General features: G+C 49.0%; 14 protein-coding genes and 1 tRNA gene. All 15 read right to left on the reverse strand.

The window, feature by feature from the left end; all coding sequences use genetic code 11:
• Positions 1-113, reverse strand: a 113-nt coding sequence (locus KI809_RS20165; protein ID WP_214173421.1) for a GTP-binding protein, incomplete at its 3' end; no start/stop codon positions are given.
• A 27-nt stretch (positions 114-140) separates the two neighbouring features.
• Positions 141-2,219: an elongation factor G gene (gene fusA, locus KI809_RS20170; protein WP_214173411.1), complete on the reverse strand. Its 2,079-nt coding sequence runs from the start codon at positions 2,217-2,219 to the stop codon at positions 141-143.
• Positions 2,220-2,254: 35 nt separating this feature from the next.
• The gene (rpsG, locus tag KI809_RS20175; RefSeq protein WP_214173412.1) at positions 2,255-2,725 is read right to left on the reverse strand and encodes a 30S ribosomal protein S7; all 471 of its coding nucleotides are present in this window, start codon (positions 2,723-2,725) and stop codon (positions 2,255-2,257) included.
• A gap of 34 nt (positions 2,726-2,759) precedes the next feature.
• Positions 2,760-3,131: a 30S ribosomal protein S12 gene (rpsL, locus tag KI809_RS20180; RefSeq protein WP_012648698.1), complete on the reverse strand. Its 372-nt coding sequence runs from the start codon at positions 3,129-3,131 to the stop codon at positions 2,760-2,762.
• A 423-nt stretch (positions 3,132-3,554) separates the two neighbouring features.
• Complete coding sequence (gene rpoC / locus KI809_RS20185) at positions 3,555-7,829, reverse strand: DNA-directed RNA polymerase subunit beta' (RefSeq protein WP_214173413.1); 4,275 nt, start codon at positions 7,827-7,829, stop codon at positions 3,555-3,557.
• 71 nt (positions 7,830-7,900) lie between these two features.
• Positions 7,901-12,013 (reverse strand): DNA-directed RNA polymerase subunit beta, encoded by a 4,113-nt coding sequence (rpoB, locus tag KI809_RS20190; RefSeq protein ID WP_214173414.1) that lies wholly within the window; start codon positions 12,011-12,013, stop codon positions 7,901-7,903.
• Positions 12,014-12,184: 171 nt separating this feature from the next.
• Positions 12,185-12,562, reverse strand: a complete 378-nt coding sequence (rplL, locus tag KI809_RS20195; protein WP_214173415.1) for a 50S ribosomal protein L7/L12 — start codon at positions 12,560-12,562, stop codon at positions 12,185-12,187.
• Between the two features lie 42 nt (positions 12,563-12,604).
• On the reverse strand, positions 12,605-13,126 hold the full coding sequence (gene rplJ / locus KI809_RS20200) for a 50S ribosomal protein L10 (protein WP_214173416.1): 522 nt from the start codon (positions 13,124-13,126) through the stop codon (positions 12,605-12,607).
• A gap of 166 nt (positions 13,127-13,292) precedes the next feature.
• Positions 13,293-13,994: a 50S ribosomal protein L1 gene (gene rplA / locus KI809_RS20205; RefSeq protein ID WP_214173417.1), complete on the reverse strand. Its 702-nt coding sequence runs from the start codon at positions 13,992-13,994 to the stop codon at positions 13,293-13,295.
• Between the two features lie 21 nt (positions 13,995-14,015).
• Positions 14,016-14,438: a 50S ribosomal protein L11 gene (rplK, locus tag KI809_RS20210; protein ID WP_214173418.1), complete on the reverse strand. Its 423-nt coding sequence runs from the start codon at positions 14,436-14,438 to the stop codon at positions 14,016-14,018.
• A 58-nt stretch (positions 14,439-14,496) separates the two neighbouring features.
• The gene (gene nusG / locus KI809_RS20215; protein WP_214173419.1) at positions 14,497-15,024 is read right to left on the reverse strand and encodes a transcription termination/antitermination protein NusG; all 528 of its coding nucleotides are present in this window, start codon (positions 15,022-15,024) and stop codon (positions 14,497-14,499) included.
• 15 nt (positions 15,025-15,039) lie between these two features.
• Positions 15,040-15,225 carry a preprotein translocase subunit SecE gene (gene secE / locus KI809_RS20220; RefSeq protein ID WP_214173420.1) on the reverse strand — a complete coding sequence of 62 codons (186 nt, stop codon included), beginning with the start codon at positions 15,223-15,225 and terminating at the stop codon, positions 15,040-15,042.
• Between the two features lie 28 nt (positions 15,226-15,253).
• A tRNA-Trp gene (locus KI809_RS20225) sits at positions 15,254-15,330 on the reverse strand.
• Between the two features lie 25 nt (positions 15,331-15,355).
• Positions 15,356-15,505 carry a 50S ribosomal protein L33 gene (gene rpmG / locus KI809_RS20230; protein WP_041972961.1) on the reverse strand — a complete coding sequence of 50 codons (150 nt, stop codon included), beginning with the start codon at positions 15,503-15,505 and terminating at the stop codon, positions 15,356-15,358.
• Between the two features lie 63 nt (positions 15,506-15,568).
• Positions 15,569-15,645: EF-Tu C-terminal domain-related protein (locus KI809_RS21065; RefSeq protein ID WP_214173409.1), on the reverse strand; the 77-nt coding region annotated here is incomplete at its 5' end.

The following is a 15,645-nucleotide window of genomic DNA, read 5'->3' on the forward strand; positions in this document are numbered from 1 at the left end:
CCTGCCAATACCTTGGTGATAGCCGCTGTCAGGGTCGTCTTGCCATGGTCTACGTGACCAATCGTCCCTATGTTTACATGCGGCTTATTCCTCTCAAATTTTGCCTTTGCCATAAACCGAGTCCCTCCTTAATAAAGGAATTAACCTTTAACCTTTGCGACAATTTCTTCAGAAACAGATTTAGGAACCTGCTCGTAATGATCGAACGTCATCGTATATGTTGCGCGACCCTGCGTTGCAGAGCGTACGTCAGTTGCATAACCAAACATCTGTGCCAAAGGTACCATTGCAGCCACTACTTGAGCGCCAGCACGACTCTCCATACCCATAATTCTACCGCGGCGTGAGTTCAGGTCACCAATAACTTCACCCATGTACTCTTCCGGCACAACAACTTCTACAGACATGATCGGCTCAAGAAGCACTGGGGATGCCTTCTGACAACCCTCTTTAAAACCCATGGAACCGGCAATCTTGAATGCCATTTCCGAAGAGTCAACCTCATGGTACGAACCATCAACAAGAGTAACCTTGACATCGACAACAGGAAATCCTGCCATTACTCCACTTTCAGTAGCTTCCTGAATCCCCTTATCAACTGCAGGGATATATTCACGGGGTACAACGCCACCCTTGATAGCATCGACAAACTCATAACCTTTGCCAGGCTCCTGCGGCTCAACCTCGAGCCAGACATGACCATATTGACCGCGACCGCCGGATTGTCTTACAAACTTACCTTCAACCTTGACTTTCTTGCTTATGGTTTCGCGGTATGCAACCTGCGGCTTACCAACGCTCGCCTCAACTTTGAATTCGCGCATGAGACGATCGACAATAATCTCAAGATGAAGCTCGCCCATACCGGAGATGATAGTTTGACCGGTCTCTTCATCAGTTTTAATTCTGAAGGAAGGATCTTCGCTTGCCAGCTTAGCCAGACTAGCGCCGAGTTTGTCCTGATCAGCCTTTGTTTTTGGCTCGATCGCAATATGAATAACCGGCTCAGGGAATTCGATCGACTCCAGAATCACTGCAGAATCTTCTGGGCAAAGAGTATCACCAGTGGTCGTATACTTCAGACCGACCGCTGCAGCAATATCGCCTGCGTATACTTCTTTGATCTCTTCGCGCTTATTCGCATGCATTTTCAAGATGCGACCGATGCGCTCTTTTTTCCCCTTAGTCGAGTTATAGATGTACGACCCTGAAGAAAGAGTCCCAGAATAGACCCGGAAGAAGCAAAGCTGACCAACAAACGGGTCAGTCATAATCTTAAATGCTAGAGCAGCAAATGGCTCAGAATCAGAAGCATTACGCTCAATTTCTGCCTCGGTGTCAGCATCTATACCTTTGATAGCAGGAATATCTAAAGGAGACGGAAGATAATCCACTACTGAGTCAAGCAGTGGCTGAACACCTTTATTCTTAAAAGATGACCCGCAAATAACAGGACATATCTTAATATCTATGGTCGATTTACGAATTGCTGCCTTAATCTCTTCAACAGTAAGCTCTTCACCACCGAGGTATTTTTCCATAAGGACATCATCATGACTGGAAACTTCCTCAACGAGCTTTTCACGGTACTCCTGGGCTAATTCAAGCAGGTCACCAGTAAGTTCCTCTTCATGAAAGCTTGCCCCGAGAGACTCCTCATCCCAAACGATAGCCTTCATCCTTACAAGATCAACGATCCCCTTAAAAGTATCCTCAGAACCGATTGGAAGCTGAATCGGTACCGGGTTCGCCTTAAGACGATCTTTAATCATGTTAACGCCGCGGAAAAAATCAGCCCCTACACGGTCCATCTTATTAATAAAGGCAATTCGCGGAACCTTGTACTTATCTGCCTGACGCCAAACAGTTTCAGACTGGGGCTCTACGCCACCCACAGAGCAGAACACAGCCACTGACCCATCAAGGACACGCAGCGAGCGCTCAACTTCTATAGTAAAATCTACGTGACCTGGAGTATCAATAATATTGATACGGTGATCAGCCCAGGTACAGGTTGTGGCGGCAGAAGTAATCGTAATCCCTCGCTCCTGCTCTTGCTCCATCCAGTCCATGGTAGCTGTACCATCATGAACTTCGCCAATCTTATGAGACACACCAGTATAATAAAGAATGCGCTCTGTTGTCGTTGTCTTGCCAGCATCAATATGAGCCATGATGCCGATATTACGGGTATTCTCAAGCGAAAACGGACGTGCCACGAAAAATCCTCCAGAAAATCTCTGCTATATAGAAACTACCAGCGGTAGTGAGCGAAAGCCCTATTGGCCTCTGCCATCTTATGCGTATCTTCACGCTTCTTAACTGCTGCACCACGATTATTATAAGCATCCAAAATCTCGCCAGCCAATTTGTCGGTAGCGGTCTTTTCAGATCTGGCATTTGCATAACGAGCAAGCCAGCGCATAGCGAGTGAATTCCTGCGATCAACCCGCACCTCTACCGGGACCTGATAAGTCGATCCACCCACGCGCCGCGACTTAACTTCCAAGGTAGGTTTAACATTATCAAGGGCTTTCTTGAGAACTTTCAGAGCATCCTCGTTTGCACGCTGCGCAACCAAGTCAAGCGCAGCATACAACGCCCGCTCTGCAGTACTCTTCTTACCATCACTCATGATAATATTTACAAACTTGGCCACTGTCCGATCGTTATACTTCGGATCCGGCAAAATAACACGCTTGGCAACTTCTCTTCTTCTTGGCATACAAACCTCTCAAATAGTTCTAAGAAAACAAACCCTACTTAGGCCTTTTTGCCCCGTACTTGGATCGACTCTTCTTCCTATCTTTAACACCGACCGAATCAAGGGTACCACGAACAATATGATAGCGAACACCCGGAAGGTCCTTAACCCTACCACCCCTGATCAACACAACCGAATGCTCCTGAAGGTTATGACCAACACCAGGAATATAAGAGGTAACCTCAATGCCGTTCGTAAGACGAACCCTTGCAACTTTACGCAACGCAGAGTTTGGCTTCTTAGGGGTCGTCGTATAAACCCTCGTACACACCCCGCGCTTCTGCGGACAACACTTTAGCGCCGGTGCAGTTGACTTGTCTTTTTTACTCTCTCTACCAATACGAATCAGCTGATTAATCGTCGGCATAATTAACTCGTTCTCCCAACAATAATGATCCTACACTCCCTCAAAGAAGCGAATCGACAACCTACCAGATATCATCAAATAATGTCAATTCTTTTTATTCAGAATCAACACAAAACTACTTTTAAATGCCCAACGAGCATAGAACAACCAATAAACATTTTAACGAGGCGACACACAACCACCATGAGCATTCAGCGGAGGGGGAATGGAATAGGTGTAGGGTCGGAATTATACCGACATCTCCATTCTCATGCTATCTAACCAAAATAGCGGCTCACGATTTTCTCTTTAAGACAAATCTATATAATTCATCTCAGTTTTAATGTCAATACATATTTTCTCAAATCGGAATTTTATCTAAAAAAAACCGGCGTACCTCCGTAGGTACGCCGGGAGAAACGAATAAGCTATCGTCACGACTAGTTATTCTTCATCAGTATCCGGTTCATCATCAATAATATCGAACTCATCATCAACAACCGGTGCGATGACAGGGATATCCGGTAACCCTTCCGGCTCATCCAACTGCATCTTGAGGTGCCGATAGCGCGCGAGACCAGTCCCTGCCGGTATCAGGCGGCCCATGATAACATTCTCCTTAAGGCCCCGCAGACTGTCAACCTTACCCTCAATGGCAGCCTGGGTAAGCACCTTCGTAGTCTCCTGGAAGGAAGCTGCAGAGATGAAAGATTCTGTCGACAATGATGCCTTGGTAATACCCAAAAGCAAAGGCTCGGCAATAGCAGGCCGACCGCCTTTATCCAGCACTCTTTCGTTTTCATCTTCAAACACGAAACGCTCAAGCTGATCGTCAACCAGCATGGTTGTATCACCTGCATCCTTGACCCTTACCCGGCGAAGCATCTGGCGGACAATGGTCTCGATATGCTTATCATTGATCTTAACCCCTTGGAGACGATACACTTCCTGGACCTCATCAACAAGGTATTTGGCAAGCTCTTTAAGACCAAGCACCCTGAGAATATCATGGGGGTTTGAGGAGCCATCCATAAGAGGTTCGCCAGCCCTTACATGATCACCCTCATGAACACTGATATGCTTGCCTTTAGGAATCAGGTATTCCTTTTCCTCACCAATGTCCGGACGGACGACAACTTTTCTTTTTCCTTTGGCATCCTTACCAAATGACACAACGCCGTCGATTTCTGAAATAACCGCATAATCCTTGGGTTTCCGTGCCTCGAACAGCTCGGCGACTCGCGGAAGACCACCGGTAATATCCTTGGTTTTGGTCGTTTCCCTTGGAATCTTTGCGATTATGTCACCTGCATTGACAAACGACTCGTCCTGAACCGAAATATTTGCTCCCTGAGGGAGGAAATAGCGACCCATTGAGCTTTCGCCAGCCTTTGCAGTCTTGCCGGACTCATCCTTGATAGTAATACGCGGACGTTTATCAGCGTCGCGCGACTCAATAATGACTTTGCGGGAAAGACCAGTGACTTCGTCGACCTGCTCTTCCATGGTCACGCCTTCAATGATGTCTCCGAACTTAATCTTACCGGCAACTTCCGTCAGAATCGGCATTGTGTATGGATCCCACTCTGCAAGTGTCTGACCCGGCTTGACTACCTCATCCTGCTTAAGTTTAATTTTGGCGCCGTAAACTACTGAGTAACGTTCTCTTTCACGGCCGGTTTCATCGACTACAGCGATCTCACCGTTACGATTCATGACAATGTTGTTCTTTGTAACAACGTCACCGTCACGCTCCTCGTTCACGACCGAGTTGATGTTGATATACTTTACACGCCCTTCAGTTCTTGCTTCGAGGGACGTCTGCTCCGCACGTCGAGAAGCAGTACCACCGATGTGGAAAGTTCTCATCGTCAACTGAGTTCCTGGCTCACCAATGGACTGGGCAGCAATTACGCCAACCGCTTCACCCATATTCACCAGGTGGCCTCTGGCAAGGTCACGGCCATAACACATGGCGCAGATCCCACGGCGGCTTTCGCAGGTAAGCACAGAGCGGATCTTGACTCGTTCAAGCCCAGCATCTTCAATCTTCTTGACCAGACCTTCGTCAATGTCCGTACCACTGGCAACCAGAACCTCACCAGTGACGGGGTCAAGGATATCTTCCAAGGCAACACGACCCAGGATGCGGTCACCGATATGCTCAATAATCTCGCCACCCTCTGTGAGGGCCGACACCATGAGACCGTCGATGGTCCCGCAGTCAGGCTCAGTAATAATTGCGTCCTGGGCAACGTCAACAAGACGCCGAGTCAGATATCCGGAGTTAGCGGTTTTGAGCGCGGTATCCGCAAGACCCTTACGGGCACCGTGAGTAGAAATGAAGTACTGGAGAACCGTCAAACCTTCACGGAAGTTAGCAGTAATCGGGGTTTCGATAATCTCACCGGAAGGTTTGGCCATCAAACCCCTCATCCCGGCAAGCTGCCTGATCTGCTGGGCAGAGCCTCGGGCTCCGGAATCTGCCATCATGTGAATAGCATTGAAGGATGAGATTTTCAGTTCCTTGCCGTCATCTGGAGAGAAAACCGTTTCCTTGGAAATATTATCGAGCATCTCCTTAGCAATATCTTCCGTTGCCTTGGCCCAGATATCGATTACCTTGTTGTAGCGCTCACCGTCGGTGATCAAACCTTCAGTATATTGGTTCTGAATCTCTTTGACCTCTTCAGAAGCCCTGTCGATAATTGCGTATTTCCCTTCTGGGATCTGCATATCGTTGATACAGATAGAGATACCGGCCAATGTGGAGTAACGGAAACCGATCTCCTTGAGACGGTCAGCCAGAATTACCGTGTCCTTGTTGCCGGCCAAGCGGTAACAAACGTCTACAAGATTGGTAAGCTCCTTCTTGGACATGGTCTTATTTATGGTACTGAACGGAACAGCATGAGGGAGGATATCCCTGAGGATTACCCGTCCGACGGTAGTCTTGATCCGCTCAGGGGCTTCATCACTTGCAACAAGGTTCTTCATCCTGACTTCGATCGGCGCCTGCAAGTCGACCTCGCCGGCATCAAAGGCAATACGCACCTCTTCCGGTGAGGAAAAAATCTTGCCGAACCCCTTAACCCTTTGCCAGACCTCATTACCGGTCTTCTTGTCTATTAGCGGTTTGCCGAATTCGTCAAGAACCCTTTCAAACTCCTTGTCCCTGGTCATGTGATAGGTTCCAAGAACCATATCCTGGGAAGGGACAATGATCGGCTTGCCGTGTGCCGGAGAGAGAATGTTGTTGGTTGACATCATGAGAACGCGGGCCTCAACCTGGCTCTCTATGGAGAGCGGCAGATGGACCGCCATCTGGTCACCGTCGAAGTCTGCGTTGAAGGCGGTACATACCAGCGGATGGAGCTGGATTGCCTTTCCTTCGATAAGTACCGGCTCAAATGCCTGGATACCAAGCCGGTGCAGTGTCGGGGCGCGGTTCAGGAGAACCGGATGCTCCTTGATCACCTCTTCCAGAACGTCCCAAACCTCTGGCCGTTCCTTTTCAACCATCTTTTTTGCGCTCTTGATGGTGGTAACATAGCCGCGTTCTTCCAGCTTGTTATAAATAAACGGCTTAAACAGCTCCAAAGCCATTTTCTTTGGCAATCCACACTGATGAAGCTTCAGCTCAGGCCCGACAACGATAACGGAACGACCGGAATAGTCGACACGCTTTCCGAGGAGGTTCTGACGGAAACGTCCAGACTTGCCTTTAAGCATGTCTGACAATGATTTCAGCGGGCGCTTATTGGGACCGGCGATGGCCCGGCCACGACGACCATTATCAAACAAGGCGTCAACAGCTTCCTGCAGCATCCGCTTTTCATTGCGGATAATCACTTCCGGCGCTTGCAGCTCCATGAGACGCTTAAGCCGATTGTTACGGTTAATGACTCGACGGTATAGATCGTTAAGGTCCGAAGTTGCAAAACGGCCACCGTCAAGAGGTACCAACGGACGCAGTTCAGGAGGCAGAACCGGGATACATTCAAGGATCATCCATTCAGGGCGGTTTCCCGAAACCTTAAAGGCCTCCACCACCTTGAGTCTTTTGGCGACCTTTTTCCGCTTCGCCTCACTGTTAGCCTCGGTCATTTCCAGCCTGAGGCTTTCAGCAAGGCCGTCCAGATCGAGCGACCTGAGACAATCACGGATTGCAGCTGCTCCCATGCCTGCGATGAAAGTGCTGCCGAGCTCATCGTAAGCCTTCTGGTACTGGTCTTCGGACATTACTTCGCCGTATGACAGTGACGTTGCCCCGGGATCGATGACGACGTAGGCTTCAAAATAAAGCACCCGCTCAAGATCTTTGAGGGTCATGTCGAGAAGGTTACCAATCCTTGACGGCAACGACTTCAGGAACCAGATATGAGCTACCGGAGTAGCAAGGTCAATATGGCCCAGTCGCTCGCGCCGAACCTTCGACGGAATGACCTCGACTCCGCATTTCTCGCAGACAATCCCGCGATGTTTCATCCTTTTGTATTTACCGCAGTTACATTCATAGTCCTTGGTCGGACCAAAGATTTTTGCACAGAACAGACCATCGCGCTCCGGCTTGAACGTCCGGTAGTTGATGGTTTCCGGTTTCTTTACTTCTCCAAAAGATCGCTCGCGGATCTTCTCCGGCGAAGAGATGGAAATCCTTATTGCAGAGAAGTGCAAGGGGTCTTTTGGTTTATCGAAAAAATTAAAGAGATCGTCCAATGTAAAGCCTCCTTATAGTGAGGAGTTTATCCTGCGACGACGCGAAAACGCGCCAGTGTATTTAGGTTAAATTACTCGTCCTCGTTCTCGAGAAGTTCGACGTCCAGACAAAGAGACTGAAGCTCCTTGATCAATACGTTGAATGACTCCGGCAGGCCAGGTTCAAGGGTATGCTTCCCTTTGACAATAGCCTCATACATCCTGGTGCGGCCGGCGACATCATCCGACTTGACGGTCAAGAACTCCTGGAGCGCATAGGCGGCACCATAAGCTTCCATGGCCCAGACCTCCATCTCACCGAGACGCTGGCCGCCGAACTGTGCCTTACCACCGAGAGGCTGCTGGGTAACAAGGCTGTAAGGCCCGATAGACCTGGCGTGGATCTTGTCATCAACCAAGTGATGGAGCTTGAGAACGTACATAACACCGACGGTTACCTTGTGTTTGAACGAGTCTCCGGTTTTACCATCATAGAGAGTAACCTGGGCAGAGCTATCAAATCCGGCTTTTTTGAGCATTCCCTGGATATTCTCCTCGGTAGCACCTTCAAAAACCGATGAAGCCATAGGCACACCGCGCCTTAACCTCTTAGCGACATTAAACAACTCATCGTCACCCAGAGAATCGATGAATTTGTTCATATCCTTTTCGCCATACACTTCTTTAATGGCCTTCTTCAGATTGTCGGAAGATGTGTGCTTTTCCAGCATCTCCTCGATCTTCCAGCCGATCCCTTTTGCCGCCCAGCCAAGATGGGTTTCAAGAATCTGCCCCACGTTCATACGAGAAGGAACACCGAGTGGATTCAGAACAACCTCAACCGGACGGCCATCCTCCATATAAGGCATATCTTCTTCCGGCAGGATACGGGAAACAACACCCTTGTTACCGTGACGACCGGCCATCTTGTCACCAACCTGCAGTTTGCGCTTGATGGCGATATAGACTTTCACCATCTTGATCACGCCCGGAGGCAGATCATCACCGCGCTTGAGCTTCTGGATCTTGTCGTCAAATACGTAACGGATCAGGTCAATCTTCTGGTAGAGGTTGGAGAGAAGCTGCGAAACCTTGTCCTCAACATCGTCACCATCGCTGACCGATATTTCATCCCACCGCTCCAGCGGTATGCTTGCAAGCAATTCGTCGGTGATCTTCTTGTCCTTGGCAAGTAATATTTTGCCGTCCTTGCCTTCGATCTTGACTGCGGATGTTCTGCCGACTAGGAGCCTTTTGAGTTTCCCAAGAGCGGAATCACGAATAATGCGAATCTCGTCCTGCTCATCTTTGCGGAGCTTCTCTTCCTCGGCCCTCTCGATGATCTCGGTTCTGGCATCCTTGTCAGAGCCTTTACGCGAGAAGATCTTGGCGCCAATTACTGTACCTTCGACACCAGGTGGAACACGAAGCGAGGTATCTCTAACGTCACCAGCCTTTTCGCCGAAGATTGCGCGAAGCAGTTTTTCCTCAGGAGAAAGCTGGGTTTCACCTTTGGGGGTGATTTTACCAACCAGAATATCGCCAGGCTTTACTTCGGCACCGATACGAATAATCCCAGACTCGTCAAGGTCCTTGAGAGTCTCTTCACCGAGATTGGGAATATCTGCGGTAATCTCTTCCTTCCCCAGCTTGGTGTCACGGGCGACGCACTCAAACTCCTCAATGTGAATTGAGGTATAGCGGTCGTCCTTGACCAGCTTTTCCGAAATAAGAATCGAGTCCTCGAAGTTGTAGCCACCCCAAGGCATGAACGCGACCACAATGTTCTGGCCTAGGGCCAGCTCACCCATGTCTGTGGAAGGACCATCGGCAATAACGTCGCTTCGCTTCACATGATCGCCGACCTTAACCACCGGTCTCTGATTAATACAGGTGTTCTGGTTGGAACGGGCAAACTTGATCAGGTTATAGATATCAACGCCGGTGCCCATCTCATCGAATTCATCGTCATCGATCTTGACAACGATTCTCGAGGCATCAACCGACTCGACAACCCCATTATGACGGGCGACAACTGAAACCCCGGAATCGCGGGCAACAACCCGCTCCATGCCGGTACCGACAAGCGGCGAATCAGCACGAAGCAGCGGTACTGCCTGACGTTGCATGTTGGAACCCATCAAGGCTCGGTTTGCGTCGTCGTTCTCAAGGAACGGGATCAGCGATGCCGCAACGGAAACCAGCTGCATTGGCGCAACGTCCATCAACTCGATTTCGTCGCGACCGACAAGAACAAACTCGCCCGACTTTCTGGCAGAGACATAATCTGCTTCGAAACGGCCATCCTTGTCCATCTCGGCATTAGCCTGGGCAATGGCATGCCCTTCTTCCTCAAGCGCCGAGAAGAAGCGGACCTCGTTAGTGACCTTGCCTTCCTTGACGATCCGGTACGGAGTCTCGACAAAACCATGCTCATTGATCCGAGCATAGGTAGAGAGAGAAGCGATCAGACCGATGTTCGGCCCCTCAGGGGTTTCGATCGGGCAAACACGCCCGTAATGCGTAGGATGAACGTCACGAACCTCAAAGCCGGCGCGCTCACGGGTGAGACCGCCTGGTCCGAGAGCCGAAAGACGGCGCTTGTGCGTAACCTCAGAAAGAGGGTTGGTCTGGTCCATGAACTGGGACAGCTGAGATGAACCGAAAAACTCCTTAACAACAGCCGAAACCGGTTTAGAGTTTATCAGGTCATGAGGCATCAGGTTCTCAACCTCCTGAAGACTCATCCGCTCTTTGATGGCCCGCTCCATCCTTACCAGGCCAATGCGATACTGGTTCTCCAAAAGCTCACCAACAGCACGGACACGACGATTGCCCAGATGATCGATATCGTCGATATTGCCCTTACCGTTCTTGAGATCGATCAAGTAATGGACAACCTCGAGCACATCTTCCTTGGTAAGCACCTGACAATCCAGCGGAGTGGAAAGAGCAAGCTTGTGATTGAGTTTCAAGCGACCTACAGTAGAAAGATCATAGCGCTCCGGATTAAAGAACAGATTGCCGAACAGGGCAACCGCGCTCTTGATGGTAGGAGGATCGCCCGGGCGAAGTCTGCGGTAAATTTCAATAAGGGCATCATCGGTCGTTGAAATCTTGTCGATGATGATGGTGTCCCTGAAAGAAGAGGTCGCATGGGTACCGTCAATAAACAGGACCTGGAACGATTCAATGCCCCGGGCACGAAGTTCAATAAGCTTTGACTGAGAAATCTCCTCATTGCACTCAACCAGGATCTCGCCAGTTGCAGGGTCCACGATATCATGACAGGAGTAGCGGCCAATGACCTCTTCCTCAGAGATAGGGATCTGAGATATCCCGTGCTCCTCCATTTTTCTAATAGCAGCCTTGGTAAACTTGCGATTAGACTTGAGGAGAACTTCCCCGCTCTTTTCGTCAACAATATCGCTGGTTGCCTTCTGATTGATCAGAAGTTCAGGATCAGCAGCCTTTGACAGCTTGTCGCCGCTGACAAGAATCAATTCGCTCCGGTAATAATAGTTCAAGAGCTCTTCGGTAGTATAACCAAGCGCCTTAAGAAGAACGGTTGCCGGCATTTTACGCCTGCGGTCGATCCTCACATAAAGAATATCCTTATGATCAAACTCAAAGTCGAGCCAAGAGCCGCGATATGGAATTACGCGAGCAGAATAGAGAACTTTCCCGCTTGAGTGAGTTTTTCCTTTATCATGATCGTAAAATACACCAGGAGAGCGGTGGAGCTGGCTGACAATAACCCGCTCAGTGCCGTTGATTATGAAAGTTCCATTTTCGGTCATGAGAGGAATCTCGCCGAAATAAACTTCCTGCTCCTTTATGTCCCTAATAGATTTAGCATTGTTCTCTTTGTTCACATCCCAGACAACAAGCCTAACCTTGACCTTCATCGGAGCGGCAAAAGTCATCCCTCGCTGGTGACACTCCTCAACATCGTACTTCGGGGTGCCGAGAGAATAGGAAACATATTCAAGAGATGCAGTCTCACTGAAATCCCTGATAGGGAAGACGCTGCGAAATACTGCCTCAAGACCAAAATTTTTCCTGGCGTCGATCGGCACTTCCAGCTGCAGGAAGCGTTTATATGAATTTTTTTGAATATCAATCAGGTTGGGGATATCGATTATTTTTTTAATTTTAGCGAAGTTCTTACGGAGAAGGGGATTATTCGCGATTGAATACGCCATTAAAGAGGTCTCCTTTGTTGCAAGGCTCAAAAAGCGTTAAGCTTTTGGCTGACTACCTGAACCAAGTCATTTCAAGTAGTTGGCGTCACGAAGCACAAGCCCGCCAACAAAATAGAACAGCCAAGGCCGCCTTATGCGACCTTGGCTAATGCTCAACAATATGAACGACAGTTATTTAACTTCCACTTCAGCGCCAGCTTCAACGAGCTGCTTCTTAGCTTCTTCAGCTTCATCCTTGGAAACACCAGACTTAACAGGCTGAGGAGCACCGTCAACAAGGTCTTTAGCTTCTTTCAGGCCGAGGCTGGTGAGTGCACGAACAACTTTAATAACGTTGATTTTGTTAGCGCCTGCAGCCTTGAGAATTACATCGAATTCAGTCTTTTCTTCAGCAACTTCAGCTGCTGCAGCAGGACCGGCAACGGCAACTGCAACAGGGGCAGCAGCAGAAACGCCGAATTTTTCTTCGAGTTCTTTTACCATTTCAGCCAGTTCAAGAACAGTCATGCTCTCTATAAACTTGATTACTTCTTCTTTAGTGATAGCCATCGTTATATTTCCTCCATCGTTTGATTGTTCGAAAATTAGTAATTAGCCTTCTTTTTGAATGCGGATCGCATTGAGTGCGCGGACAAAACTTCCCGGAACAGCGGCAAGCACGCCGACGAAGTTTGTTGCCGGAGCATTCATTGACCCCAGCATCTTCGCCAAGAGAACCTCTCTGCTCGGCAGGTCAGCCAGTGCCTGAATATCAGCAACTGATATCGTCTTACCGGACAAAACGCCACCCTTAAGCTTGAAGGGGGTCTGCGGATCCTTTTCATAGCGTGAAAGAACCTTTGCCGCAGAAACAGGGTCAGTATATGTCAATGCTACAGCAGTGGGACCGGCAAAATGTTCGCTTAATGCCAGTTTATCTGTGTCACGAACGGCAAGTTCAAGAAGTGTGTTTTTTACAACCCTGTACTCAACGTCAGCCTTACGAAGCTCATCTCTGAGTTCAGTGACTTTGCCAACTGACAAGCCACGAAAGTCAGCAAGAAACACGGCCTTGGCACGGTCAAGCTTGTCATGCAGTTCAGCGACAACCTGTTTTTTACTATCTTTATTCAAGCGCCTTCCTCCTTTCTTTGGTGTTAAGGGTCTTCCGGACCCTTGCCAAAGTCAAGAAGTCACTGCGTAATTGCAGCCACTTACTTCCAAGTCTCGGCAGGCAGACTATCTTTTAAACCGAAATAACCGGCACCTGCTGTCTTTGACTTTGGCTTGTATCAAAAAATTATAGTTGGGCAGCAGCGTCTGCGGCGTCAATGCGCAGACCAGGACCCATTGTTGTCGAAAGACTGATCTTTTTGACGTAAGTCCCTTTGGCAGCAGAAGGCTTCGCCTTCATTAAAGCATCGAGCAGGGCAAGAATATTTTCCTGGAGCTTTACCGCATCGAAAGATACTTTGCCAACCGGGGCATGGATGATACCGGCCTTCTCTACCCGGAATTCAACTTTACCCGACTTAGACTCGTTAACGGCACGCGCCAGATCGAAGGTTACTGTACCAACCTTCGGGTTCGGCATCAGACCGCGCGGTCCGAGAAGCTTACCGATCTTGCCGACAACACCCATCATGTCAGGGGTCGCGATAGCAGTATCGAAATCGAACCACCCTTCCTGAATCTTGGCGACGAGATCTTCTGCGCCTACGTAATCGGCGCCGGCATCTCTGGCTTCTTTTTCCTTCTCGCCTTTTGCAAAGACAAGAACGCGGACGGTCTTGCCAAGGCCATTTGGCAGAACCACGGCACCCCTGACCATCTGGTCAGCGTGTCGCGGATCAACACCAAGGCGAACAGCCAAATCAACTGTTTCATCAAACTTGGCGTATGAAGTATTTTTTAACAGCTCAACGCCTTCTTTAAGAAGATAGCTTTTTGAGCGATCAACAGCGGCTAAAGCTGTCTTATGTTTTTTGGCTTTGGTAGGCATTGCAGTTCACCCTCTCATTCTTTAGACAATGTCAACGCCCATGCTACGGGCGGTGCCTTCTATGGTACGCATTGCAGCTTCAAGACTTGCTGCATTCAAATCAGGCATTTTTTTCTTAGCGATCTCTTCAACTTGGGCCTTGGTCAGCTTCCCTACTTTATTTTTGTTGGGAACGGCGGAACCACTGGCAAGCCCCAGGGCCTTCTTGATGAGAACAGGAGCAGGAGGAGTCTTGGTAATGAAGCTGAAAGACCTGTCGGCATAAACAGTTATAACGACTGGAGTTATGGTACCCTCGTCGCCCTGTGTCTTTGCGTTGAAAGCCTTGCAGAACTCCATTATGTTGACGCCATGCTGACCCAGCGCCGGTCCGATCGGGGGAGACGGGTTTGCCTTCCCGGCAGGGATCTGAAGCTTAATATATCCGGTAATCTTTTTTGCCATGATCTACTCCTTTTATTCTCTCCTGCCTTCAAATCAAAAATATTGAGGTAGGCGATTTCTACTGTTTCTCGACCTGCATAAACTCCAACTCTACTGGCGTTGCCCGGCCAAAGATACTTACCATGACGCGCAGCTTTGCTTTATCAGGCTTGACATCTTCGACCACTCCGGAGAAATTGAGAAAAGGACCGTCAACAACTCTTACGGTCTCACCCACCTCGAACTCAACTTTGGGGCGAGGCTTTTCAGCGCCTTCTTCCATTCTGCGGGTTATTTTCTGAACTTCATCCTCAGGAATGACCATCGGATTATTGCCACCGACAAAACCTGTTACCCTGGCTGTTTCTTTTACGGCATGCCAGGTTTCATCGTTCAGATCCATATTTACGAGGATATAACCGGGAAAAAACTTGCGGGTCGATGTCCTCTTCTCACCTTTTTTTAGTTCAACGACGGTTTCTGAAGGTATGAGTATTTCGCCGAATGATTCTTCTAGGCCGAGATTTTTGATCCGCTCCAGAAGTGAGAGCTTGACCCTGTTCTCGAAACCGGAATATGTATGTACACCGTACCATTTAAGCGGCATAGAGAGTTCGTTCCTTTAGGCCAGTATCAGGCGCATAAGCTTGGCTAGAACAACATCACAGGCACCAAGGTACAGGGATATCATCAAAACGATTGCGACAACTACCCAGGTAGTGGCAATAGTCTCTTTGCGGGTCGGCCATGTGACCTTGCCCAGCTCCAGCTTAACTTCTTCGAAAAAATTCTTGGCATTTGATAGCACTGAACAACTCCATTCACACGGATTAAAGTGGCAGGCCAGGAGGGATTCGAACCCCCAACATCCGGTTTTGGAGACCGGCGCTCTAGCCGTTAGAGCTACTGGCCTGTAATCCTAAAGCTAAACCTAGGTATTACTTGGTTTCCTTATGAGGAGTATGCTTGCGGCAAAAGCGGCAGTACTTGCTGAACTCGAGCTTTTCCGGAGTTGTCTTTTTGTTTTTGGTGGTCGTGTAGTTTCTCTGCTTGCACTCGGTGCAGGAGAGGGTGATGATATCTCTCATCTTTTGAATCCCTTCACAAAAGGGGATACGGGGAGAAAATTCTCCCCGCTCGCCCTGCAGTTATTATTCGATAATCGAGCTAACTACGCCTGCGCCTACGGTGCGGCCACCTTCACGGATTGCGAAGCGGAGACCTTCGT

Origin of the sequence: Geoanaerobacter pelophilus, assembly GCF_018476885.1 — a bacterium.
In the GTDB taxonomy this organism is placed as follows: domain Bacteria; phylum Desulfobacterota; class Desulfuromonadia; order Geobacterales; family DSM-12255; genus Geoanaerobacter; species Geoanaerobacter pelophilus.